We start from the raw sequence: 20920 nt of genomic DNA on the forward strand, positions 1-20920 counted from the left end.
AACACAATCCCCCATTTGTGGTACGTCACAGGTGCGGCCGGACCTGTGTCAGGTGCACCTGTGGAGCCGGTCCGGCCGCCCGCACAAGGATCGGTTCGCTGCGACATCAGTAGCCTCGCGGTGCTGATACCCTGAGCGGCAGTCGTCGGCGAGCTTTCTCGGGCACGGGTCCGGTTCTCTGTCGCATCGAACCACCTTGGGGAAGGGAACGCATGGCCATCGCCCAGGTCGCGGCCTACGCACGTCTCAGTGACGCCCAGATCGCCGCGCTCGGCAGTGAGCTCGATGCGATTCGCGGCGATGTCCTGGACGCGCGGGGCTCGCGGGACGCGGTCTACATCCGCCGGACGATCGCCTTCCAGCGCACCCTCGACGTGGCGGCGCGGCTGCTGATCGCGATGAGCCGGGGCAAACTCGGCTGGGCGGTCGGCACGGCCGGGCTCGCGGTGGCGAAGATCGTCGAGAACATGGAGATCGGCCACAACGTCAGCCACGGCCAGTGGGACTGGATGAACGATCCCGAAATCCATTCCAGCACTTGGGAATGGGATATGGCGGCGCTGTCCGCCCAGTGGCGGTACGCGCACAACTACCGGCACCACGTCTACACGAACGTGCTCGACATGGACGACGACATCGGTTTCGGCGTGATGCGCATGTCCCGGGATCAGCAGTGGCGGCCGTACATGGCGCTGCAACCGTTGCAGAATCTGGTCCTGGCGCTGACCTTCGAATGGGGGATCGCGCTGCACGGGCTCTACTCCGAATTCGAGCGCAGCGGCCCGGCCGCCCGGGCCGCGCACACGAAGGCGTTCCTCGGCAAGGCGGTCCGGCAGATCGGCAAGGACTATCTGCTGTTCCCGGCGATCAGCGGGCGGCGCTGGCGGCGGACCCTCGGCGCGGCTGCCACCGCCAACATCGTGCGCAACGTGTGGGCCCACACGGTGATCTTCTGCGGCCATTTCCCCGACGGCGCGGAGAAATTCACCGCCGGCGTGGTCGAGGAGGAGACCGAGCACGAGTGGTATCTGCGGCAGTTGCTGGGCAGCGCGAACTTCACGGCCGGACCGGTGCTCGCCTTCCTCAGCGGCAATCTGTGCTACCAGATCGAGCACCACCTGTTCCCGGAGCTGCCCAGCAACCGCTATGCCGGTGTCGCCGTGCGGGTTCGGGAGCTGTGCGAGAAGTACGACCTGCCGTACACCAGCGGTTCGCTTCCGCGCCAATACCTTTCGGCGATGCGGACCCTGCACAAACTGGCCGTCCCGAACCGCTGGCTGCGCGCGACCTGTGACGATGCCCCCGAAACCGCCTCCGAGCTTCGCGGGACGGCGCCGGGGGATCGTAAACCGTCGCGGCGGAACAATGTACGTACCGCGTGGCGCCGGGTGCGCGCCCTGGCCTAGTCGGCGCGGGCCTGCTGCCACAGTTCCGCGATCAGGACGCCGAAGTTCTCGTAGCGGAATCGGTCTGCCCGGCCATGCGCCGCATGAACGTCGAATCGCGGAATTCGGCGCTGTAGGCCCGAAGGAATTCGTGCCATTCCAAGGCGGTCGACGGCGGGACGACGCTCATGTCCGGCTCCTCATGACGGCGTACGGCAACGCTCACACCGTAACTCGGGGCTGTGGACGAGCTTGCCGCTGCGGACACTCGGGCCCGAGCGGCATGCTCCTCTGCCGCGGATGAGGTCGGCAGCCCGCACCTGTGGCGCTAGCGGCTGCGTGCCTTGTTGCCGGTGCGTGAGAACCCCGCCCGGCCGCCGGTGCTGCCCGCGGGCACGACGCCGTGCCCGCGAGCACTGCGCCGACCGGTGGAATTGCCACCTTCGGTGCGCGGCCGGCCCGCGGAGGTGCCACCCTCGGTGCGCGGCCGGCCCGTGGAGCCGTTGCCCTCGGTGTGTCGTCGGCTCGTGACGCCGGTACCTTCGGTGCGCCGGCGGCCGTTGGAGCCTTCGGTATGCCGCCGCGTCCCGGAACCGCCGCCGTCCTCGATTCGCCGCTGGCCGGCGCCGTTGCCTTCGGTGCGCCGGCGGCCGGTGGGCCCGTCGGTCTCGGGCCGGCGGCGCGCGCCGTTCGACCGGCTGCCGGCGCCGCCGCCCGATCCGTTCTGCCTCGAGCGGCCCGGAGCCGCCGGTTCCGCGGCGACCGGCGCGGCGGCGACGAGCGGGGCGACCTCGCCCACGAGCCGCGTCACCACCGGCGAATCCACCGGAACACGCTGTGGCGCGGCGTCGATCCCGGCCTTGCGCAGCAGCGCCGTGACATCGCCGCGCTCGGCGGGCAACATCAGCGTGACGACGTCACCGGTGCCGCCGGCGCGGGCGGTGCGGCCCGAACGGTGCAGGTACGCCTTGTGTTCCGCGGGCGGATCGACGTGCACGACCAGTTCGACGTTCTCCACGTGCACGCCCCGGGCGGCGACGTCGGTGGCGACCAGCACCCGCGCGGTACCGGCCGAGAACATCGCCAGGTTCCGATCGCGGGCGTTCTGGGCGAGGTTGCCGTGCAGATCGACGGCGGGAATGCCCGCCGCGGTCAGTTGCTTCGCCAGCTTGCGCGCCTGATGTTTGGTGCGGGTGAACAGGATTCGCCGGCCGGACCCGGAGGCCAGGCGTTGCACGAGCACCTTCTTGGAGGTGGCGTCGGCGGTCTCCAGGACATGATGGGTCATCGTCGCGACCGGCACGTCCGCCTCGCCCGCCGAATGCCGGACGGCGTTCGGCAGGAAGCGGGTGACGAGCCGGTTGACGCTCTTGTCCAGCGTGGCCGAGAACAGCAGCCGCTGGCCGCCCGCCGGGGTGGCCGTCAGGATCCGGGTGACCGCGGGCAGGAAGCCGAGATCGGCCATGTGGTCGGCCTCGTCGATCACCGTGATCGCGACGTCGTCCAGCGACACCAGCCGCTGTCCGATGAGGTCCTCGAGGCGGCCCGGGCACGCGACGACGATGTCGACACCGCGCCGCAGCGCGCGCACCTGCCGGGACTGCGGCACTCCACCGAAAATTGTGGCGACCGTCATACCGAATTCCTCGGCCAGCGGCTCCAGCGCCGTGGCGATCTGCACGGCAAGTTCGCGGGTCGGTGCCAGCACCAGACCGATCGGCCGGTTCGGTGCGGCCCGCCCGGCGTCGGCGAGGCGGTCGATCATCGGGATACTGAAGGCGAGCGTCTTACCGCTGCCGGTGCGGCCGCGGCCGAGCAGGTCCCGGCCGGCCAGCGAATCGGGCAGGGTATCGGACTGGATCGGGAAGGGGGCCGTGATACCCGTGCGTTCGAGGGCCCGAACCAAGGGTGCGCGGACGCCGAGCACGGCGAACGAGGGGGAATCTGAGTCCATGTCTGTGGGTAGTGCCTTTCGGGCATCGGGTGGTGCCACCGCCGGCCGCGGACGCGGGTCCGCGCCGGGGGCACGAGAGGGCGAGATTGCCGGAGGGCAAAATCGATCGCCGTAGGAAACGCGCTGCAGTGACAGCTCAGCGAACCATCGTGTTGCGTGTAGCTTACCGCACCGGGGCCGGTACGGCCTGTGTGGGCCCGCCCCGGCCATGTCGTCCAGGCTCCGATCCGCCCGTGCCCCGCCGGTCACCGGGCCGAATCGGCCGTCCGCCGCCGCCCAGGCGTCTCATGTTTCACCGGCGCGATAGCCCTTGCCGGCATCGAGACGGCCGTGCACTACGGCGATCGACCGCCCGATGGATTCGTGTGCGCCGGCCGGTATCCGGCGCGGAGCAGGTGGCCCGCCACCGGCCTGTTCCAGAAGTCGCCGACCATGCCGAACCTGCGGATCGAGATGGGCACCTACAACAGCACTCCCGCGCTGGCCGCCCAACTCGAAGGCGTCTGTCTGATGGAGATCACCGACGGTAGGATCGCGACCTTCCACGCCATCCGCAACTCGGACAAACTGGTCGCGTCGGCGGTGCCGCGCCGAATCGGCAGGTGGCGCGGAAAGCGCTGGGCGAGTGACACTTTCGGCGGCAGGCTACGTTCCGGCGGCTGTCGGGTCCCGGCGCAGCCCGGCCAGCATCAGGCCGACCACGCGGCGGACGTCGTAGCGCGGGTCCTTGCCCGCGCCGACGCAGAGGTTGCCGACCGCGTACATGAGCTCGAAGGCCGTTGTGCCGGAACCGATCTCACCGGAGGCGGCGGCCGCGTCGAGCAGGTCGGCGCAGACCGGCGCCAGGCGTTCCAGGAACCAGCGGTGCAGGTCCGCGAAGGTCGCGTCGTCGGAGTGCAGTGCCGCGGCGAGGCCGTGTTTGGTGACGAGGAAATCGACGAACAGATCGATCCACCGGACCAGCGCGGCGTACGGGGAGTCGCCGGCCGCGAGCAGCGCGGGGCCGGCCGCGGCGCATTCCTCGACCTGATGCCGGTAGACGGCGACGATCAGCTCGGCTCGGGTCGGGAAGGCGCGGTAGATCGTGCCGACGCCGACACCGGCGCGGGCCGCGATATCGCGCACCGGCGCGTCGACGCCGGAGGCCACGAAGGCCGCGGCGGCGGCCTTCAGCAGCGTTTCGTCGTTGCGGCGGGCGTCGACGCGCTTGCGTGCGCGTGCCCCGGCCGTTCCGCTCTCCGTGTCCGCCACCGTTGTGTTACCTCCATCACGCCGTCGACAATCCGGAACTGTGTTCCGTATTATCAATTTCGGAACATGGTTCCGTTTCAAGGATCGCACATCCGGCCCCGCCCGTCGGGGCGTGGATGACCGACCAGTCCTGTTCGAGGAGAATCCCATGAATCAGTCCGATGGTGTCATCGTCTCGGTGCGCCCGGTGCCGCTGCCCGCCTCCGGTCGCGGCACCGAGTTGCGCGTCCGGATCTCGGCCCCGGTCGGCGGCACCGACCTGCCGATCCTGTTGTTCTCGCACGGTTTCGGCCAGTCCCTGGACAGCTATGCGCCGCTCGCGGACTTCTGGGCCGCGCACGGCTTCGTCGTCGTGCAGCCCACCCACCTCGATTCGGCGACGCTGGGCCTGACCCCCGACGATCCCCGCTATCCGGACATCTGGCGGATCCGGGTGCGTGACCTCGGCGCGATCCTCGACCGGCTGGACCTCGTCGAGGCCGCGGTACCGGGCCTGGCGGGGCGGGTGGATCGGGATCGGGTCGTCGCGGCCGGGCACTCCTGGGGCGCTCAGACGGTGAGCATGCTGCTCGGCGCGCGTGTGCTCGACGCGGCGGGCGTGGCCGGCGAGTCCGTGCGCGATCCCCGGATCCGGGCCGGTGTCCTGCTCGCCGTGCCGGGTACGGGCGGGGACGACCTGACCCCGTTCGCCGCCGAGAACTTCCCGTTCATGAGCCCGGACTTCACCGGGATGACCACGCCCGCGCTGGTGGTCGCGGGCGACGCGGATCAGTCGCAGCTCAGCGTGCGCGGTCCGGACTGGTTCACCGACGCCTACCGCCTGAGCCCCGGCACCGAAAGCCTGCTCACCCTGTTCGGTGCGGAGCACTCGCTGGGCGGGATCAGCGGTTACGCCGTCACCGAGACCACGGACGAGAACCCGGACCGGGTCGCCCTGATCCAGCGCCTCACCCTGGCCTACCTGCGCAGCGCGATCGATCCCGCCGACGCGGGATGGGCGGTGGCGCAGCATGATCCGGCGAGCATCGCCGCACTGGGCCGGATCGAATCGAAGCGGCCCGCCGCTACCGTTGGCTCGGTGCGCTAGCGAACCCGTTGCGCCCCCGCGTCTTCCGGGCCGCCGACCAGTTGGAGGAAGGCCGCGGCCGCGGGGGAGGGGCGGCGTTCGCTCCAGATCAGATGCTCCACCCGGGTGGGTGGGTCGCGCAGCGGGATCGGTTGCACGCCGGGCAGTTCGGCGGCGAACGAGGCCGGCAGCATGCCGACGCCCAGCCCCAGCCGGACCAACTGTGCGATCAGCTCCGGGGCCGACACCTCGAAGGCGACCTCACGGGCGACCCCGGCTGCGGCGAACGCCTCGTCCGACTGGGCCCGCCCGGCCGCACCGGCCGGGAAGTCGACGAGCATCTCCCGCGACAGCCGCCGCAGATCCACGTCGGGCTCGTCGGCGAGCGGATGACCGGGGGCGACCACCGCGATCAACTCGCCCCACGCCAGCACCCGGCCGCTCACCCCCTTCGGCCGGCCGCTGCGCGGTAGCCCGAGGAATCCGATGTCCAGCTCGCCCTGGCGCACCCGCTCGATCAGCTCGTCGCTGGACCCGGCCCGCAACGTCACCCGGACCTGCGGGTGCCGGGAGTGGAAGTCCCGCAACAGGTTCGGGATGTCGACCGCGGTGACGGTCGGGATCGCGCCGATCGCCAGCCGGCCGCGGATCTCCCCGGAAACCGCAGCCACCTCGGCCCGGGCCCGATCCGCGGCGTCCAGCGCCTGCCGGGCCGCGGGCAGGAACGCCGCACCGGCCGGCGTGAGCCGCACCCATCGGCTGGTGCGATCGAACAGCCGCACCCCGAGTTCCCTTTCCAGCCGGGCGATCTGATGGCTCAGCGCGGACTGGACCACCCGGCAGCGCTCGGCCGCGCGGGTGAAATTCGCCGTCTCCGCGACCGCGACCACATAGCGCATCTGCTGCAGCTCCATCCGGCAATCGTGAATCACGATCGTTGAGCTGACAAATATGCGTTGGACTCATGGATCCGGCGGCCGGAGGCTGAGGGGCATGACCGCGACTACCACCACCGAACCGAATCCTTCGAGTGTCCGGGCCTGGCTCGGCGTCGCCGCACTGACCGCGAGCCTGTTCGTCTTCCTCACCACCGAATTGATGCCCGTGGGCATCCTCACCCCGATCGGATCCAGTCTCGGCATCTCGGTCGGCACGGCCGGCTGGATGGTCACCCTCTACGGGGTCTCGGCCGGGCTGGGCGTGCCGTTCGTAGTGGCCTGGACCCGGCGCCTCGACCGGCGGGTGCTGCTGTCCGCGCTGCTGGCGATCCTGACCCTGGGCAACCTGATCACCTCGATCGCGCCAACCTTCCCGCTGGTATTGGCCACACGACTGGTCATGGGATTCGCCAACGGCGCGTTCTGGGCCATCGGCGTGAGCATCGCGATGCGCATCGTGCCGCCGCGGCAGTCCGGCCGGGCGGCCGCGGTCGTGATGTCCGGCATCTCCATCGCGACGGTCGCGGGTATTCCGTTGGGCGCCTTCATCGAGAACCTCATCGGCTGGCGCCTCACCTTCCTCCTCTGGAGCGGTCTGTCCGCGCTGGTCCTCGTGACGGTCGCGGTGCTGCTGCCGGCGCTGCCCTCGGACAACGCGGTACCCGTGCGGGAGGTCTTCGGCCTGGCCGTGCGCAATGTGCCACTGCGACTGGTGATGATCACCATCGTGCTGTTCGTGCTCGGGCAGTTCGGGGCGTACACGTTCATCCGCCCGTTCCTGGAGCACCGGGCGGCCGCGGGACCCGGTTATGTCACCGCCGCGCTGATGGTCTACGGCGCCGGCGGCGCGATCGGCAATTTCGTCGCCGGGCACACCCTGACAACCCACCTGCGCGCCAGTTTCGTCGCCGCCTGCTGCGGGCTGGTGGTGTCGCTGTCGCTGCTGCTCGCGATCGGGCACGGCCGGATCGTGCCGATGGTCCTGTTGTTCGGCTGGGGTGTCGCGTTCGGCGCCTGGCAGTTGTGCCAGGTGAACATCACGCTCGCCGCGGCGCCGGAGACCTTCGAGGCCGCGATGTCGTTGAACACGTTGGCGTACAACACATCCATCGCGGCCGGCGCGTTCGCCGGTGGGCTGTTCGCGGACCGGCTGGGTGTCACGGCTGTGCTGTGGTTCGGCGTGGTCCTGACCACGGCCGCGTTGCTGCTCATCCTCGGCACCGGCCGGTGGGCTCCGTCGCGGCAGCGGCCCGCGAACGCGTGACCGGCGGAAGTCGCAGGCGCCCTGCGCTGTTCGGCCTCGCCCGCACCCCGATCCGCGAGGATGCCGGCCCGGTCGGTAGCCGTGGTATCGCTGACCGGCGCGTACCGCCCCGCCCGTGCGGCACCGCGGTCGTCGGCCGGGGAACGCTTCGCCCGACTTCTTCCCAAGTACGCCAACGTAATTGCCCGAAATGGCGGGTATCACGGGATCGTGCAACGAGACTCGCCCAAAATTTGCCATGGACGGATACCCGCGCACTAGAGTGACGGATGCCGCTGCACCCGAGGGTTTGCGGGTGGGCAGTCCCCTCGGGGCAGCGGCATTGTCCGGGGCGGGAGGCCCGTGTTCCAGATCGGCGCTTCCTCGCTCGTGTTCGGTGCGGGGCCGTACGCGGGTCGTGCGGTGCCGGAATGGGATGAGGGAGAACGGGAATGGGGTCGCGCAGAGCGATATTCCGTTTCGCGGAGGAGGTTACGGTTCGCTACGGATCGCTGGAGGCCTTCTACCTCCGGCTGCACGCCGCGGTGGACACCGAACCGACCGTGATACTGCCGGTGGTCGACGATCCGCTGGCCCGGCCGATGGCCTATTCGGCGCTCGAGCGGCCCGGCCCGGCGCCGGTGTCGTTCGCCGGGAGGTGGCGATGATTCACCGGCAGCGCGGCGCCGTAATCGTATAAGCCGTGCAGAGTTCGGACTCCATCGTGATCGGGGGCGCCAGGCGGACGACGGAAATCCGGTCGCCGCGGCCTTGCGCTCAACCCCGAGATGCGAGAAGGCCAGCGATGTGCAGACCCCTTGTGCCGCCGCGTAATTCAGCGCGCCGGTGAGCAGCATGGTCGCGATCGGCCCCAGTCGGGTACCGGCGAACGGCTGCCCCGGCGAGACGCAGAACCGGGAGACCTCCCACATGTCGACCGCACGGGGTGCCGCACGACTCCCGAGCGCTCGCGTGAACACGTCGCGGAGCATGTACGGTCCGAGGGTCGGTAGCAGCCGGCGGGCTCCCGTCGCCTCGCCGTCGGTGTCGACGGTGACCACGTAATATGATGCGGGAGTGTCGATTTCGTCTCGCTCCCGGCCGTCGGTCGAGTCGACCCGCCAGCCCGGCCGGTGCGCGAACACCTCGTGTCGCAGCCGGAACACGGCATCGAGTAGATCGGCGGTCATGCCCGGCGCTCCGGGTGGTCCCGCCACGATCGGGATATCGGCTGCATCGCGGTCCGGCCGCAATGTTTCGTGATGGGGCCGCGTCATCGGCAACTTCCTGTTCGAACCGGATCCCGGTATCCGATTGCGCCGATGGAAATCTCACGGCGGTCCGAGCAGCCGGGTCCGGGTCCACCCGGACCGGGATATTCCGGGGACTGCCCTCGCTCGGCCGGCTCGGCATCGATGGGGTGCGCACCGCGGACGCGGACACGACCGATTGTCGCAAATCGACGCGAACCCAGTGGATCCCGCAGCGGCTCGATCGGCCACAGTGGCGGTGCTTTCGGTCCGCACGTCGCTGTGGCCGATCGAGTTTCACGCTCATGCGGCGTCGAGCGCCGCGGTGATCTTGCGGGACATCGCCGCCACCGCGGGGCCTTGGGCCCGCTCGGCGCCGGCTTCCAGGGCGGTCGCGATCGTGGCCCGGAAGTTCTCGGCCTCGGCCGAATCCTGTTCGCGCAGTGTCCGCATCGCGGCGGTGAGGGCGGGCAGGACCCGGTCGGCGAGCTCGGCGACGGATTTGCCGCCCAGATCGCCGACCGGCGACTTCTCGGCGAGCACATGGCCGACGAGGCCGGTCGCGGAGGTCAGCGCGACGCTGCCGGTGGTCGCCACCTTGTGCGGCGCGCCACTCGCGGCGGCCAGCAGCGAGACCGCACCGTAGGCGGCGGTACGCAGGGTGAGCTTGTCCTGGGTGGTGAGGGTGACGGACATGATGGTGTTACTCCTTGTGGATCGAACGGGTTGAAGTGCGGGGGTGTGACGGTCAGCGGGCGGAGAGCTCGGTGACCTCGCGCACGGCGGCGGCGACGGCCGGGAAGTCCTTGCGCAGGATGGTGCTGTGATTGCCGGCGACCTTGGCGCTGACCCGGATGTTCGCGTTGCGCTCGCACACGGCGTCGAGCCCGGTGCGGATCTGCTCCTGCTCGTCGCCGCGGCTGCCGAACGAGGTCCCCGACGCCACCACATAGCGGGTCGGGACGGTGATCGCGTCGAGCACCGGGCCGAGTTCGCCGGTCCGGGACAGTTTGCCGAGTTCGATGTTGCTCTCGGCCTGTTGCGCGGCGCTCATCCGGGGGGTGAGCCCGGTCGGCCGCAGCAGCGGCATGACCCAGTTCAGGCGCTTGAACAGGGTGCGGATCCGCTTCTCCATCGCGTCGTCGAGCCAGTCGTACGGGAAGGCGCCGTCGACCAGCACCGCGCCCAGGGCGCGGCCCGGATTGCGTTCGGCCCAATGGGCGGCGACGACCGCGCCGTAGGACCAGCCGACCACCAGCGCCCGGTCGACGCCACGAGCGGCGAGGACGGCGTCGACGTCCCGGACGGCGACCTCGAAGGAGTAGTCCGCCGACCGCAGCGACTTCCCGCGGGCCCGCTCGTCGAAGGTGATGTGCCGGAAGCCGGTGCCGAGTTCGGCGATGACCCGTCGCCAGTAACCCTGGGTGGCGAACTGGCCGTTGAGGTAGACCACCGGGATTCCGGCGCCGCCGGTGTCGGTGACCGCGAGGGCGGTGTCGTCGACCGGCAGCATCCCGGTCCAGCGGGCGGGGCTCGCGGTGGTGGTGTTGTTGTTCGTCATGGGAATGACTGTCGCGGCACGAGCTGACACCGACCTGTCACGGCGTTGACACGGCACCCGCCGCCGCTGTCGGGGGCATGACAGGACGGCTGTGGCACGGCCGGCGCCGGGCCGCGACCGATTTCGGCTCCCGCGGCACAATTCGTACCCGACCTCATGTGTCCGCATCGAGGATCGAATCACTGTGCAGCCCATGGTGTTCGAGTTTCCGGAGCAGTCGATGCAGTGACCGGCCGGGACTCTCGCCGGCTGTGTCGACGATGACATGGTCGCGATTCCACGGTCGGTAGTCGCGGTCGAGCACCTGCTGCCAATCCGGCAGTGGCAGGCCCGGGATGTCGACCGAACGGGAGATAACGCGGTGCCGATGCTCGGCCGGATCCGAGCAGATCACCTCGATCTCCACCGCTGGGACGCCGGCGTTCCGGGCGGCGTCCAGCCAGCTGTCGCGGGTGATCGGCAACGGGTTCACCGATTCGGCGATGACGGTCAGGCCCTGTCGCAGATGTTCCTCGGCCAGGGCGTATCCGACGACATAGCCGGCATGTCCCAGCGGATGATCCGCCAACCCGGATCGCACGATCGCGTGCTCGATGGTGTCCACACGCAGGTGCACGCCACCGATCCGGGCCGCCAGCAGGCGCGCCAGAGTGGTCTTACCCGTGCCCGGAAGTCCGCCGATGACGATGAGCATGCCGTTCACTCTGCCTGTGAGAGCCGTGTCGTTCGAGTCGGCGGCTAATAGAGCTCGGCCGGTGGAGGGAAGATCGAAGTCGGGGCCGAGCGGAAGTAATCCAGCCGGGCGCGGTCCTTGTGGACGTCGGCGGAATCCGCGCCGTGGACTCGTTCGCGGATCGGGCGCAGTTCCTCCAGTGCCGCGACGGCGGCGGCCGGGTTGCCGGCGAGTCCGGTCCAGAAGGCGAGGCCGACACGGTCCAGGAGGGTTTCGGGGTGTTCGGGGCCGGACAGGGCGGTGCGGTCGGGGACCAGTGCGGTCAGCAGGTCTCGGGCGCGGGCCGGGTCGCCGGCGATGCCCACGAAGTGAATATGGTTGCGGCGGACCACGAGAGCGCCGTGCGAGATCGGGCCGAAGACTCGGATCGCGGTCGGCTCCAGCGCTTCGTAGTGGTCACGGGCGAGGGACGGGTCCCCGGCGTCGCCGATCTGGAACGCCAGATTGCTACGCGCCCACAGGGTTTCGGGATGTTCGGGGCCGGAGACCTGTTCGCGGATCTCGACCAACCGCGCGCTCAGCTCGCAGGCCGCAGCGGCCGCACCGGCCTTGCCGGTCCAGAAGGCGAGGCGGTCCCAGGTGACGAGGGTGTCGGAGTGGTCCCGGCCCTGCACCCGAATACGTTCGGCGAGTACCGCTTCCATGCGGCGTGCGGCCTCCTCGGGTGCGCCGGAACGTCCGACGGCGAAGGCCAGATCGTCGAGGGCCTGTAAGGTGCCGGGGTGGTCGGCGCCGAGCGCGGTGCGCCGCGCGGCGGCCACCTCCTCCAGCAGGATCAGCGCGGTGGCGTAGTCGCCGGCGGCTTCCAGGTAGGTGGTGAATTGCCGCAATTGCTCGGATTCCTGGCCCAGCAACAGCCGGGCGTGCGGCAGCAGGGCCGCATAGACCGGCCAGGATGCTCGCTGATCGGGCGTGCCCGGTAGTGATCCGGTCAGCGCCGCCGCCGCGATCCGGTGCCATGCCGCCCGGGTCGGGGCGTCGAGTTGGTCCAGTACGACGGACCGGACCAGGCGGTGCACGGTGAGGGTGCCGGGAGCCGGTGTACCGATCAGCGAATACTCCCGCAGCGCGGCCGTCGCGTCACCGAGTGCGAGGTCGTCCTGTAGCGGCGCCGCCAGTGCGCGGGCCGGTTCGTCCAGTTCCGCTGCGGGCAGGCCGGTTTCGAGCAACAGCCGGATGGGCACGGGTGCGGGCGCGTAGCACGCCAGCAGCCGGAGCAGGGCGACCGCCTCGGGCTGTTCCGCCGCGAGTCGGTCGAAGGCTATGTTCCATGTGGTCCACACAGTTCGGTCATAACCCCAGGCGCGGCCGCGACTCGAGATCTGCCGGCGCCGTTCGCGCAGCAGGCGCAGATACCGCGCCAATCCGATCCCGGTGGCACGGACGTAGGCGGCGGCCTGTTCGAGTGCCAGTGGGAGACTGCCGAACTCCACCGCGATGGCATCGGCGGCCTTCGGGTCGGCATCCCCGGATCGCGTCATCAGGAAGCCCACGGCGGCCGTGTGCTCGAGCATGCCGACCTCGAGCCCGATCTCCGGGGGCCATTGCCCCGACCGGGAGGTGATCAGCAGATGGCCGTTGCCGACCGCCGGCAGCGCCGAGCGGACCGCCGCGGGTCCGGTGACGTTGTCGAGGATCAGCAGCCACGGGCCCGGCCGGGCGGCGAGTGCGCTGTGCACCTGCGCGACCGGGTCGGTGGTGTCCAGCAGGTCCCGGACGCCGAGAAGGGTGGACAGTTCGGTCATGCCGGCCGATAGGGTGGCCGGCTCCTCCGCCGCGAACTGCCAGATCAGGTCGTATCGGGATTGGTGACGCTGGGCGTATTCCATTGCCACGCTGGTCTTCCCGACGCCACCGAGGCCGTACAGCACCACCGGGTGCGGCAGGGTGGCGGCCGTCGCGAACCGGTCGCGCAGTTCGGCGAGCAGGGTTTCGCGCCCGGCCAGATCGGGCGGTGGCGGGCCGGACAGCCGGACCGGTTTCGCCGTTGCGATCCGATGCTCGTAATGCAGTGTGCCGATGGCGATCCCGCCGCGATCGGCATGAATCGTGTTGTCGCCGAGTTGTCGTGGAGCAGAACTGGCGCCGGGTTCGGTCAGCTCGGAGCCGAACCCGGCGCCGGAGGGGTTCCGGTGGACACCGAACCGTGGATCGTCACCGCGGCGACACCGTGATCGGTTGCCCGGACCGAGATGTCGCCGCCGGCGGCCACACCCTGGCCCTCCGCGTGCACCTCGGCGGCGCGCACACTCGTGACGAGTTTCTCCAGTTCGGCGGCGAAGGCGGCGTCCGCCTCGGCGGCCGCTTCGATCGCCAGGCGCAGGCGTTGCACGGTCCGCTCGGACTCGGTGCCGGATCCCGTCTCCGACTCCAGCTTTCGCAATGCCGGATCGTCGCCCAGTACCCGCCCGATCAGGTCGTGCAGGCGATCCATCCCGGTGTCCAGGGCCCGGTCGACTTCTCGGTCCGCCCGGTGGCCGACGCGGCGAAGTTTCCGGACCAGGTAGGCGACCGCGTACCCGGCCAACAGCTCGATTCCCACAGCCGACCCCCAGCTTTCGATGACCCGAGTCGAGCGTACCGGCTGAGGTGTTGCTCCGCTTCCGGTTACGCGAGTTCTTCGGTGGAGTCGTGCCCCGCTTCGGCGGTGCGGCGCAGGAATCCGGCGATCACCTCGAGTTCGGCCGCGTTGTAGTCACGGCAGAGCTCGTCCATCCGGTGGTTCATGCCGGCGAACATGTCGTAGAGCTCCGAATTGCGTTCGCGGAGCGCGCGGACGGTGACGGCGCGCCGGTCGGGGGAGTGCGGATCGCGTTCGCGGACAACCCAACCGCCGCGTTCGAGCCGGTCGAGGACGCCGGTGAGGGTCGCGGGGTGCAGGCCCGTGCGGCGGGCGAGTTCCTTCGGCGACAGCTGCCCCTGCCGGTTGAGCAGATCCAGGCAGGTCCAGTCGGCGTCCTTCAATTCGACCCGGCCGCCGAACCTGCGGTTGAGCAGGGCCAGCTGGATGTTGAGGTCACGCAGCGCCTCTTTGACAGCGTTGGTCAGCTGCCGGTGCGTGCCTGCGACTCGATCCGTCACGGTACTCATACCTCACGACGCGGCCGAATATTCAATATTCGTATCATACGAGATTGATGCCGTGACGCTCGTGCTGCCGTCAGCGCGTCAGGGCGAGGCTCGCGACGGCCAGCGGGAGGAAGACGCCGACCGCGCCGAAGAACGTCTGCGAATAGTCGCCGACCCGGACATGGGTGTAGGCGGCGCAGACGAAATACAGGATGAGCCCGATCGCGGCCGCTGCCCCGATGATCGGCGCGCCGAGCAGGCCGACGGCCAGCCCGGCCGCGCCGGCCAGTTTCAGGGTGCCGATGGGGAAGACCAGCCAGGTTTGCGGGACTCCGGCGTTCGCCATCGCGGGGGCGAGGACCTTCATGACCGGCCCGAATCGGGTGATCGCGGCGAGGCCGGAGAAGGTGTTCGCGCCGATGGCGACGAGTGTGACGATCAGATGCGCGGTTGACATCGGGACTCCTCGGGTCCTGCTCAGGCCGGTTCGACACGGAAGATCGCGATGCGGTCCGCCGCGGCCGCCATCGCATCCGCGGACGCCGCTTCGGCCTGGCCCGAATTCACGAAGATGTCGGTGACGCGGGCGGGGCTGGTCGCCACCAGGGTGCGCAGCAACGGGCCGCGATCGGCGACCGGGATCTCGACCAGGCGGGCGGCCGAGGACTTCCGGCCCCGGGTCAGCGTCACGGTGTCCGCGGCCCGGACGTTCGCCACCCATGCCGCCTTGGGGAAGGCCTGGAAGATGTACCTCTCGCCGTCCAATTCGTTGACGGCGATCGCGAAGGTACGCGGCTGCCCGCTGCGCCGGCCCGGCACCGTGAGCAGCTGCATCGGCCCGAACGCGATCCCGGTGCGCTGCAACCCGACGATCACCTTGTTGAAGCTGTTGACCATCCTGCGGAAATTCCGTGTCTCCATGCCGTCGATCGTACTCCATATAATATGGAAAGCATATGGTATCTGGGGCGCATCAAGGCGGGATGCCGAGAGTCGCGCGGCGACGCCCTATGCGGTCCTGGGATGAGCGGAACCTGTCGCAGTGATCCGGCCGAGTCCGGGGCCGGGCGCGCACAGGCCGCTCGACCGGTCATTGTGTGGCAGAACGGATTTCACCCGTCGTGGCGTGGTGGCGGCGAGTCGGCATCATCAGCGTCGGGTGGGCGACGCCCCAGGCCGCGCCGGCGTAGATGAAACCCTCGGCACGGGCGGCGGTCCGGCCGGTGAGGGCGGTCGGGGTGGCCTTGTCGTCGGGGTCACCCGCTGGATGATCGCGTCCCGCCGACCGAGGCTGATGCACTGGACGGTGTAGCGAGCGATTTCTGACAGGTGATCCGAGTGAGGTGGGTCACCATGGACCGGCCGCCGGTTCGTGCGGCCCTCCGGTGCGACAGTCGTTCGAGCTTCTCGGGGTTCGCCTGGATCCGGAGCACGGCGATACCGGCGGTCGTCACCTCGGGGCTGTAGACGCCCGCGATCCGTCCGCCGGCCTCGATGAGCAGGGCGGAGCCGTCGTTGACGTCGGTGACATGGAAGACGGGCTTGCCGCCGATGACTCGCTCTTTGACGGTGGTCGGCCGGCCCGGGCCGCACAGGTAGCGAGCGATCGCGGCGGCGCCTTCGACCCGCTGCCGGACCGGCAGGTGGTCGCTTCGAATGCCTCACGCAGCACGTACACCGCGCGTTCGTTGGGCGACAACCGTTCCAGCGCGGTCGGCCGCGTGCCGGCGCAGATAGGTGTCCTGCACCGCGTCCTCCGCGTCGCCGGCCGAGCCCAGCAATCGATACGCGATCGCCTTCAGGCAGCCGCGGGAGTTCTCGAAGACATCGGCCGCACGGGTGACCGGCGAATCATCGCTCATGTCGTCGTGCGGAGAATCGCCGTGCGATGGCGAGAAGGGAAATCCGGCCGGGTGGAACCCGTTGCGGCCGTGAGGGTCCGGCACAACGGGCTCTGCCCCGCCCTTGTCGTGGCGACTGCCGCCCGATTCGAATTCAGTGCTTCCCGTCGCGGTAGGCGCTGATCAGCGCCGCGGACAGCCGGCCGCGAGTGGAGACGGTGTGCCCGGACTTCTGCGCCCACATACGGATCGCGGCGGTCTCCTCCTTGGACAGGCCCCCGCCTTCCCGGCTGGTGGTGCGGGTACGGGCACCGGCCCGCGGCGAGCGGCGCCCGACCCGGCGTGCGGCCTGGATGTACGGCTCGACCTGCCGGAAGAATTCGTCCCGGTTTTTCGCCCCGAGGTCGATCTCGTAGTCGGTACCGTCGAGTGAGAACGTAATGGTCGGCTCCGGAACAAGATTCGGGTCGATCCGCTCACCGCTGATGTCGTCGAATGTTTCGACCATGGTTTTCTGCGCCATGTTCACAAGATAGCACGCCGTGCCGGACGCTTTAACGAAAGATAAAGCGGTTCGGAGTTATTCGATAGCTTCGGTTGCGTAATATTTCGTTGCGCGATCCGAATGCACGTGCGGCGCGGCCGACCCGAACCGGACTTCGGGGCCCGCACCAGCGCAGCGCCCACGGTACCTGCTGGTCACCGGCGTGGGCCGCCGCCGGATACTCGGATCCGGGCTCGACCGGGTGCGCCACCGTCCCGGGACATCCATCCGGTCACGCCGGCGGCCCGGCGAACACCTACCCGAAATGACGATTCCAGGAAAGTGAATCTGCCGACATTGCGTCCACGCCGGATGGTTGTTCCGCGCCGCCGGCACAGTTCATCTGCCGCCGGTGGTGAACTCCCGGACGATCCCGGCCAGTGCGGCGGGATCCTGCAGCATCGGCAGATGCCCGGTCGGCAACTCACGGCGAAATCCGGAACCGAGCTCGGTGGCATACCGGTATTGCAGTGCCGTGGCCATCTGCCGATCCTCGGTGGTGACGACGAAACCGGTGTGTGCCGGAAACGTCCTCGGGGTCACCGCATCCTGATACAGGTGCCGGGATTCCGGCGCGAACTCGGCGACGATGTGGCCGGTGACCTCCTCGTCGAGCCCGGCGCACAACGTCGAACGGATCGCCTTCTCCGGCGGGCGAGTCCCCGCGACCCGCATGATCAGACCCACGAGAACCCGTTGCGGCGCAGGCAAACCCGTCAGGAACGAGGCCCCGGCGGCGGGGAACGACGCGGCGACGCCGAGCACCCCGGTGACCCGCTCGGGCGCGGTGGTGACGATCCGGCTCGCCACGACACCACCGATCGAATGCGCCACGATCGTGAACGAGCCAGCCGGAACCTGTTCCAGCGCCGCGGCCGCGTAATCCGCCGACCGCGCGTCGCCCCGCTTCGGATACGCCGCCACGACCGACTCACCGGGCAGATCCGCGCGCACGTCGTCCCAGATCCAGGCAGGAAGCCCCGCGCCACTGAGGAACAGGATCGGATCCGGGTTCACGTCGTTCTCCTTGCTGTCGTGGAATACGCCCGCCACCGTAGGCGAGGGGTCCGACACGAACCGATCGGCGAATCCGCTGTCCGAGTTCTCCTATGCTGCTGACGTGAGTTCTCCGGGTTTCTGGTGTGGCGCGTGCGGTCTGTATCACGACGGTCTGCCGCTCAGTTACGGCTCGCCCGCCCCGGCCTATTGGCATTCCGATCTGGAAGACCGGCCGGACAGCTTCCTGGCGCAGGAGGAATGCGTCATCGGCGGCGAGCAGTTCTTCCTGCGCGGTCGGGTGGTTCTGCCGGTGGTCGACACCGGACAGGAATTCGATTGGGGTGTCTGGGTTTCGGTCAGCCGTACCAGCTACGAGCGCATCATCGAGATCTGGGACGATCCGCAACGGGTATCGGAGCCGCCGTTCTTCGGCTGGCTGTCGAGCGATATCGACGGATATCAGCCGACGACCCTGAACCTGAAGACCCGCGTGCACACCCAGCGGTCGGCTACCGCCCCACCATCGAACTGGAACCCACCGACCATCCACTGGCGGTGGAACAACGCACCGGGATCACCCTCGCCCGCGTCCGCGCCATCGCGGAATGGAACCTGCACCGGCAGTAGGAACAGTATCGAGGTTCACTGCGTGGTCGTGGCGGCGATGTTCACTCGATTTCCTGTTCTCTCAACGGGTTCGGCTGGCCGGAGCGCGGCAGTAGACGGCGGCGGGGTCGCCGCGATATCGGACGGTGTCGATGTCGATGCGCCGCACCAGCCATCGTGATCCGACACCGACCAGATCGGCGGTGTAGCGGTAGGTCAGCTGTGCGCCGACAGCACGGTCGTCGATCAGTCGATGGCGGACCTCGGCCGGCGCTCCCAGGCGCGCGAGCCCACCGTCGATCACGACACGTGGTGCGATCAGCGTGTGCGTGGTCTCCACCCGGCCGGCGAAGATTCCCATCAGGATGTCCGCGATGGTGTCCTGTCCGATCAGCTGGGGACTGCGCGCCGACCAAGCTTCGGTGGCGCGCCGCGGGTCCAATTCAGCATCGGCGGTCAGCGGCGAAATCAGGCGTTCCCGGTCCCACACCGCCACGCCGTCGGCGAACCGGCGCAACGCCTCGACAACCTGTCCGTCCAGCCGTTGCTCCTCTCGTCGACCGGCACCGTCGCTTCCGAAACCCGTTGTGCCGCTGTGATTCAGCGTGCCCGTGGCCGAACGGCCCATCAAGCGGGCATTATGGAACGATCTTTTTCGGGCACGGCATTCACGGCGTCCTGAGAGTCGGATTCACCGCCGCCTGGAGCGGCACCCTGATCCTGCGCGCCACCGACCGGTTCCGCACCCGGCATCCGGAATGCACCGTCGAACTCCGGGAGGTCACCTACAGCGCCGTCGGCACGGTCCTCCGCAAAGGTGAACTGGACCTCGTCCTCGCAGAAACCGCACTCGCCGAACCGGATTCCGAATTCGTCACCGGCCTCACCGTGTTCTCCAGACCGCAAGTCCTCGCGATTCCCGCGACCCATCCCCTCGCCCGGCAGGCCACCGTATCCGCCGAGGACCTCGCAACCGCACCGCTGATCGTCGCCGAGGGGATGCCGGAAGCCGTTCTCGGCACTCACTTTCCGACTCACACGCGCGTCGGCCGCCCGATCCCACGCGGCCCGATGGCCGCCGGCTGGCCCTGATCGGGTCCTGACCCGCGACACCGCCGCGATGCGCCTCTTCGCCGGAATCATCGACGACCTGGCGAGCGGGCCGGGCCGTCCCGACAGCCGAAATCCTTACCGCGACAGCGACCCTGGTGCCTGATCGGAGGATCGCCGGCGGTCGCTCGTGCTCGCGTACTCCACCGCTGCGTGCTCCGCATGTCGATCGTTGAGTGGATACCGGTCCGATCGACGGATACATACCGTGGAACCCGAGCGGGCATCGCTCGATGATCGTTCTCCGCAACTCGATGAAGGAGAGTTCTCCGATGGTGTGCACGTGCCAATGTATGTACTGCAAGGAAGCTCGTACGAACCAGTACTCGAATCACCGATGCAGCCAGATTCCGAAGTGCCCCAAGACAAAGGCGAACTAGAGTTCCGGTACGAGCTCCAGTTCTTCCGGGGGTCTAACGGTGCGTTTCGGTGAAGACGTCCGCGGCGGCCTCGCGGCGGAGCCGTTCCAGGGTTTCGGCCTGTCGGACCGCTCGTTGTTCGAGGCGATCCAGCGTGTCCGGGGCGAGGCCGTCGATGCGGTCGGCCAGGTCGTGTAGTAGCCGCCAGCCGGCGGCTTTGCCCTCGACAGCCAGGAGCATGGCTTCCAGTTCGATGACGGAGCTCAACGGCGCGCGGCGGATGAGCCGGCCGTTGAGCTTCAGTCGGGCGGCTTTCTCGCCGATCCACCCGCCGATCCGGCGGTAGCGGGCGGGGCGCACATCCAGTTGGGCCATGAGCCGGCGCAGCGCGACGCGGTCGTCGGCGACCTCGGCCGCCAGCTCGCGCAGTGGTGCGCCCGCGCGCTGGTCACGATGGTTTTTCGCGAGGCGGCGAGCCAATTCGACACCGGCGGTGGCGCCGGTGTAATGGTCGGACAGGTAGATGGCCAGAGGTGTGCTCACTGCCGTCGACTACCCCCGATCGGTGCGATCACCGGCGATCGGCACGGCCGCGCGCGGACGACTGGTGCGGTACCAGGGATCGTGCGGTTCCGACAGAGCCGGCCTGGCGGCCGAACCGGCGCATATGTCCGGTATCGTTGCAGGTAGAGCGGCAATTTGCCGGTTTCGATTCCGTCTGAGCTTCCGCTTCGGCGGCCCGCTCCGGGAATTCCCGAGAATGACGAAACCTGGTGCGCGAGGGGGGACTTGAACCCCCACGTCCGAAGACACTGGAACCTAAATCCAGCGCGTCTGCCTATTTCGCCACTCGCGCGTGCTGGTACGACCGTCCAAACTCTACCGGCCTTGACCGAGATCGCGAAGCTCGCCACGAGCGTTTCATACTCGCGAGTAGGTCTACCTGGATTTATAACAATTCGATAACCGGCAATATGAGGAACCCTCAGCTTTCCTTCGCGGGTGTAACCG

At 69.1% G+C, this 20920-nt stretch carries 23 protein-coding genes, 1 tRNA gene and 1 pseudogene; 6 read left to right on the forward strand and 19 right to left on the reverse strand.

Annotation, left to right across the window (positions count from 1 at the left end):
* Positions 1 to 212: 212 nt before the first annotated feature.
* The gene (locus NRB56_RS21805; RefSeq protein ID WP_153344998.1) at positions 213 to 1406 is read left to right on the forward strand and encodes a fatty acid desaturase family protein; all 1194 of its coding nucleotides are present in this window, start codon (positions 213 to 215) and stop codon (positions 1404 to 1406) included.
* Between the two features lie 31 nt (positions 1407 to 1437).
* On the opposite strand, the gene NRB56_RS21810 is transcribed toward NRB56_RS21805, so the two are convergent.
* From NRB56_RS21810 to NRB56_RS21820, 3 genes are all read right to left on the reverse strand, one after another.
* Positions 1438 to 1575: a hypothetical protein gene (locus tag NRB56_RS21810; protein WP_194290928.1), complete on the reverse strand. Its 138-nt coding sequence runs from the start codon at positions 1573 to 1575 to the stop codon at positions 1438 to 1440.
* Positions 1576 to 1713: 138 nt separating this feature from the next.
* On the reverse strand, positions 1714 to 3339 hold the full coding sequence (locus NRB56_RS21815) for a DEAD/DEAH box helicase (protein ID WP_153345000.1): 1626 nt from the start codon (positions 3337 to 3339) through the stop codon (positions 1714 to 1716).
* A 645-nt stretch (positions 3340 to 3984) separates the two neighbouring features.
* On the reverse strand, positions 3985 to 4590 hold the full coding sequence (locus NRB56_RS21820) for a TetR/AcrR family transcriptional regulator (RefSeq protein WP_319943330.1): 606 nt from the start codon (positions 4588 to 4590) through the stop codon (positions 3985 to 3987).
* Positions 4591 to 4738: 148 nt separating this feature from the next.
* Between NRB56_RS21820 and NRB56_RS21825 the strand changes: the two genes are divergently transcribed.
* A complete protein-coding gene (locus NRB56_RS21825; RefSeq protein ID WP_153345004.1) occupies positions 4739 to 5677 on the forward strand; it encodes an alpha/beta hydrolase family protein in 939 nt (312 codons plus the stop codon).
* On the opposite strand, the gene NRB56_RS21830 is transcribed toward NRB56_RS21825, so the two are convergent.
* Positions 5674 to 6570, reverse strand: coding sequence for a LysR family transcriptional regulator (locus NRB56_RS21830; RefSeq protein ID WP_153345007.1), 897 nt, complete (start codon positions 6568 to 6570; stop codon positions 5674 to 5676). The genes NRB56_RS21825 and NRB56_RS21830 overlap by 4 nt on opposite strands.
* Before the next feature lie 79 nt (positions 6571 to 6649).
* On the opposite strand from NRB56_RS21830, the gene NRB56_RS21835 reads away from it, so the two are divergent.
* Together NRB56_RS21835 and NRB56_RS39175 are read left to right on the forward strand one after the other, a co-directional pair.
* Complete coding sequence (locus NRB56_RS21835) at positions 6650 to 7858, forward strand: MFS transporter (RefSeq protein ID WP_153345009.1); 1209 nt, start codon at positions 6650 to 6652, stop codon at positions 7856 to 7858.
* Between the two features lie 431 nt (positions 7859 to 8289).
* Complete coding sequence (locus tag NRB56_RS39175) at positions 8290 to 8505, forward strand: hypothetical protein (RefSeq protein WP_227838206.1); 216 nt, start codon at positions 8290 to 8292, stop codon at positions 8503 to 8505.
* A gap of 132 nt (positions 8506 to 8637) precedes the next feature.
* Here the strand turns inward: NRB56_RS39175 and NRB56_RS40525 are convergent.
* From NRB56_RS40525 to NRB56_RS21895, 12 genes and pseudogenes are all read right to left on the reverse strand, one after another.
* A pseudogene (locus NRB56_RS40525) lies at positions 8638 to 9114 on the reverse strand (acyl-homoserine-lactone synthase); the annotation flags it as partial.
* A 276-nt stretch (positions 9115 to 9390) separates the two neighbouring features.
* The gene (locus tag NRB56_RS21845; protein WP_153345013.1) at positions 9391 to 9783 is read right to left on the reverse strand and encodes a hypothetical protein; all 393 of its coding nucleotides are present in this window, start codon (positions 9781 to 9783) and stop codon (positions 9391 to 9393) included.
* Positions 9784 to 9835: 52 nt separating this feature from the next.
* On the reverse strand, positions 9836 to 10648 hold the full coding sequence (locus NRB56_RS21850; RefSeq protein WP_153345014.1) for an alpha/beta fold hydrolase: 813 nt from the start codon (positions 10646 to 10648) through the stop codon (positions 9836 to 9838).
* A 154-nt stretch (positions 10649 to 10802) separates the two neighbouring features.
* Positions 10803 to 11342, reverse strand: coding sequence for an AAA family ATPase (locus NRB56_RS21855; protein ID WP_153345016.1), 540 nt, complete (start codon positions 11340 to 11342; stop codon positions 10803 to 10805).
* Between the two features lie 44 nt (positions 11343 to 11386).
* On the reverse strand, positions 11387 to 13210 hold the full coding sequence (locus tag NRB56_RS21860) for a tetratricopeptide repeat protein (protein WP_227838183.1): 1824 nt from the start codon (positions 13208 to 13210) through the stop codon (positions 11387 to 11389).
* 266 nt (positions 13211 to 13476) lie between these two features.
* Positions 13477 to 13923 carry a chromosome partitioning protein gene (locus NRB56_RS21865; RefSeq protein WP_153345020.1) on the reverse strand — a complete coding sequence of 149 codons (447 nt, stop codon included), beginning with the start codon at positions 13921 to 13923 and terminating at the stop codon, positions 13477 to 13479.
* A gap of 65 nt (positions 13924 to 13988) precedes the next feature.
* On the reverse strand, positions 13989 to 14462 hold the full coding sequence (locus tag NRB56_RS21870) for a MarR family winged helix-turn-helix transcriptional regulator (protein ID WP_319943331.1): 474 nt from the start codon (positions 14460 to 14462) through the stop codon (positions 13989 to 13991).
* 79 nt (positions 14463 to 14541) lie between these two features.
* The gene (locus tag NRB56_RS21875) at positions 14542 to 14907 is read right to left on the reverse strand and encodes a DoxX family protein (RefSeq protein WP_153345024.1); all 366 of its coding nucleotides are present in this window, start codon (positions 14905 to 14907) and stop codon (positions 14542 to 14544) included.
* 20 nt (positions 14908 to 14927) lie between these two features.
* Positions 14928 to 15371 carry a nitroreductase family deazaflavin-dependent oxidoreductase gene (locus NRB56_RS21880; RefSeq protein ID WP_153345026.1) on the reverse strand — a complete coding sequence of 148 codons (444 nt, stop codon included), beginning with the start codon at positions 15369 to 15371 and terminating at the stop codon, positions 14928 to 14930.
* 740 nt (positions 15372 to 16111) lie between these two features.
* Positions 16112 to 16312 (reverse strand): sigma factor, encoded by a 201-nt coding sequence (locus NRB56_RS21885; protein ID WP_153345028.1) that lies wholly within the window; start codon positions 16310 to 16312, stop codon positions 16112 to 16114.
* 133 nt (positions 16313 to 16445) lie between these two features.
* The gene (locus NRB56_RS21890) at positions 16446 to 16814 is read right to left on the reverse strand and encodes a histone-like nucleoid-structuring protein Lsr2 (protein ID WP_153345030.1); all 369 of its coding nucleotides are present in this window, start codon (positions 16812 to 16814) and stop codon (positions 16446 to 16448) included.
* A 360-nt stretch (positions 16815 to 17174) separates the two neighbouring features.
* Entirely contained in the window at positions 17175 to 17909 is a 735-nt protein-coding gene (locus tag NRB56_RS21895) for an alpha/beta fold hydrolase (RefSeq protein WP_319943332.1), read from the reverse strand.
* 46 nt (positions 17910 to 17955) lie between these two features.
* On the opposite strand from NRB56_RS21895, the gene NRB56_RS40530 reads away from it, so the two are divergent.
* Complete coding sequence (locus NRB56_RS40530; RefSeq protein WP_406603514.1) at positions 17956 to 18621, forward strand: DUF2199 domain-containing protein; 666 nt, start codon at positions 17956 to 17958, stop codon at positions 18619 to 18621.
* On the opposite strand, the gene NRB56_RS38405 is transcribed toward NRB56_RS40530, so the two are convergent.
* Positions 18523 to 19071: a nuclear transport factor 2 family protein gene (locus NRB56_RS38405; RefSeq protein ID WP_194290942.1), complete on the reverse strand. Its 549-nt coding sequence runs from the start codon at positions 19069 to 19071 to the stop codon at positions 18523 to 18525. The two genes, NRB56_RS40530 and NRB56_RS38405, sit on opposite strands and share 99 nt — an antisense overlap.
* Here NRB56_RS38405 and NRB56_RS40535 point away from each other — a divergent pair.
* Positions 19026 to 19532 (forward strand): LysR substrate-binding domain-containing protein, encoded by a 507-nt coding sequence (locus tag NRB56_RS40535; RefSeq protein WP_194290930.1) that lies wholly within the window; start codon positions 19026 to 19028, stop codon positions 19530 to 19532. The genes NRB56_RS38405 and NRB56_RS40535 overlap by 46 nt on opposite strands.
* 431 nt (positions 19533 to 19963) lie before the next feature.
* On the opposite strand, the gene NRB56_RS21910 is transcribed toward NRB56_RS40535, so the two are convergent.
* Together NRB56_RS21910 and NRB56_RS21915 are read right to left on the reverse strand one after the other, a co-directional pair.
* The gene (locus NRB56_RS21910) at positions 19964 to 20452 is read right to left on the reverse strand and encodes a hypothetical protein (RefSeq protein ID WP_227838108.1); all 489 of its coding nucleotides are present in this window, start codon (positions 20450 to 20452) and stop codon (positions 19964 to 19966) included.
* Between the two features lie 228 nt (positions 20453 to 20680).
* Positions 20681 to 20765, reverse strand: a tRNA-Leu gene (locus NRB56_RS21915).
* Positions 20766 to 20920 lie beyond the last annotated feature (155 nt).

This window comes from Nocardia aurantia, from assembly GCF_009604425.1.
Lineage (GTDB): Bacteria > Actinomycetota > Actinomycetes > Mycobacteriales > Mycobacteriaceae > Nocardia > Nocardia aurantia.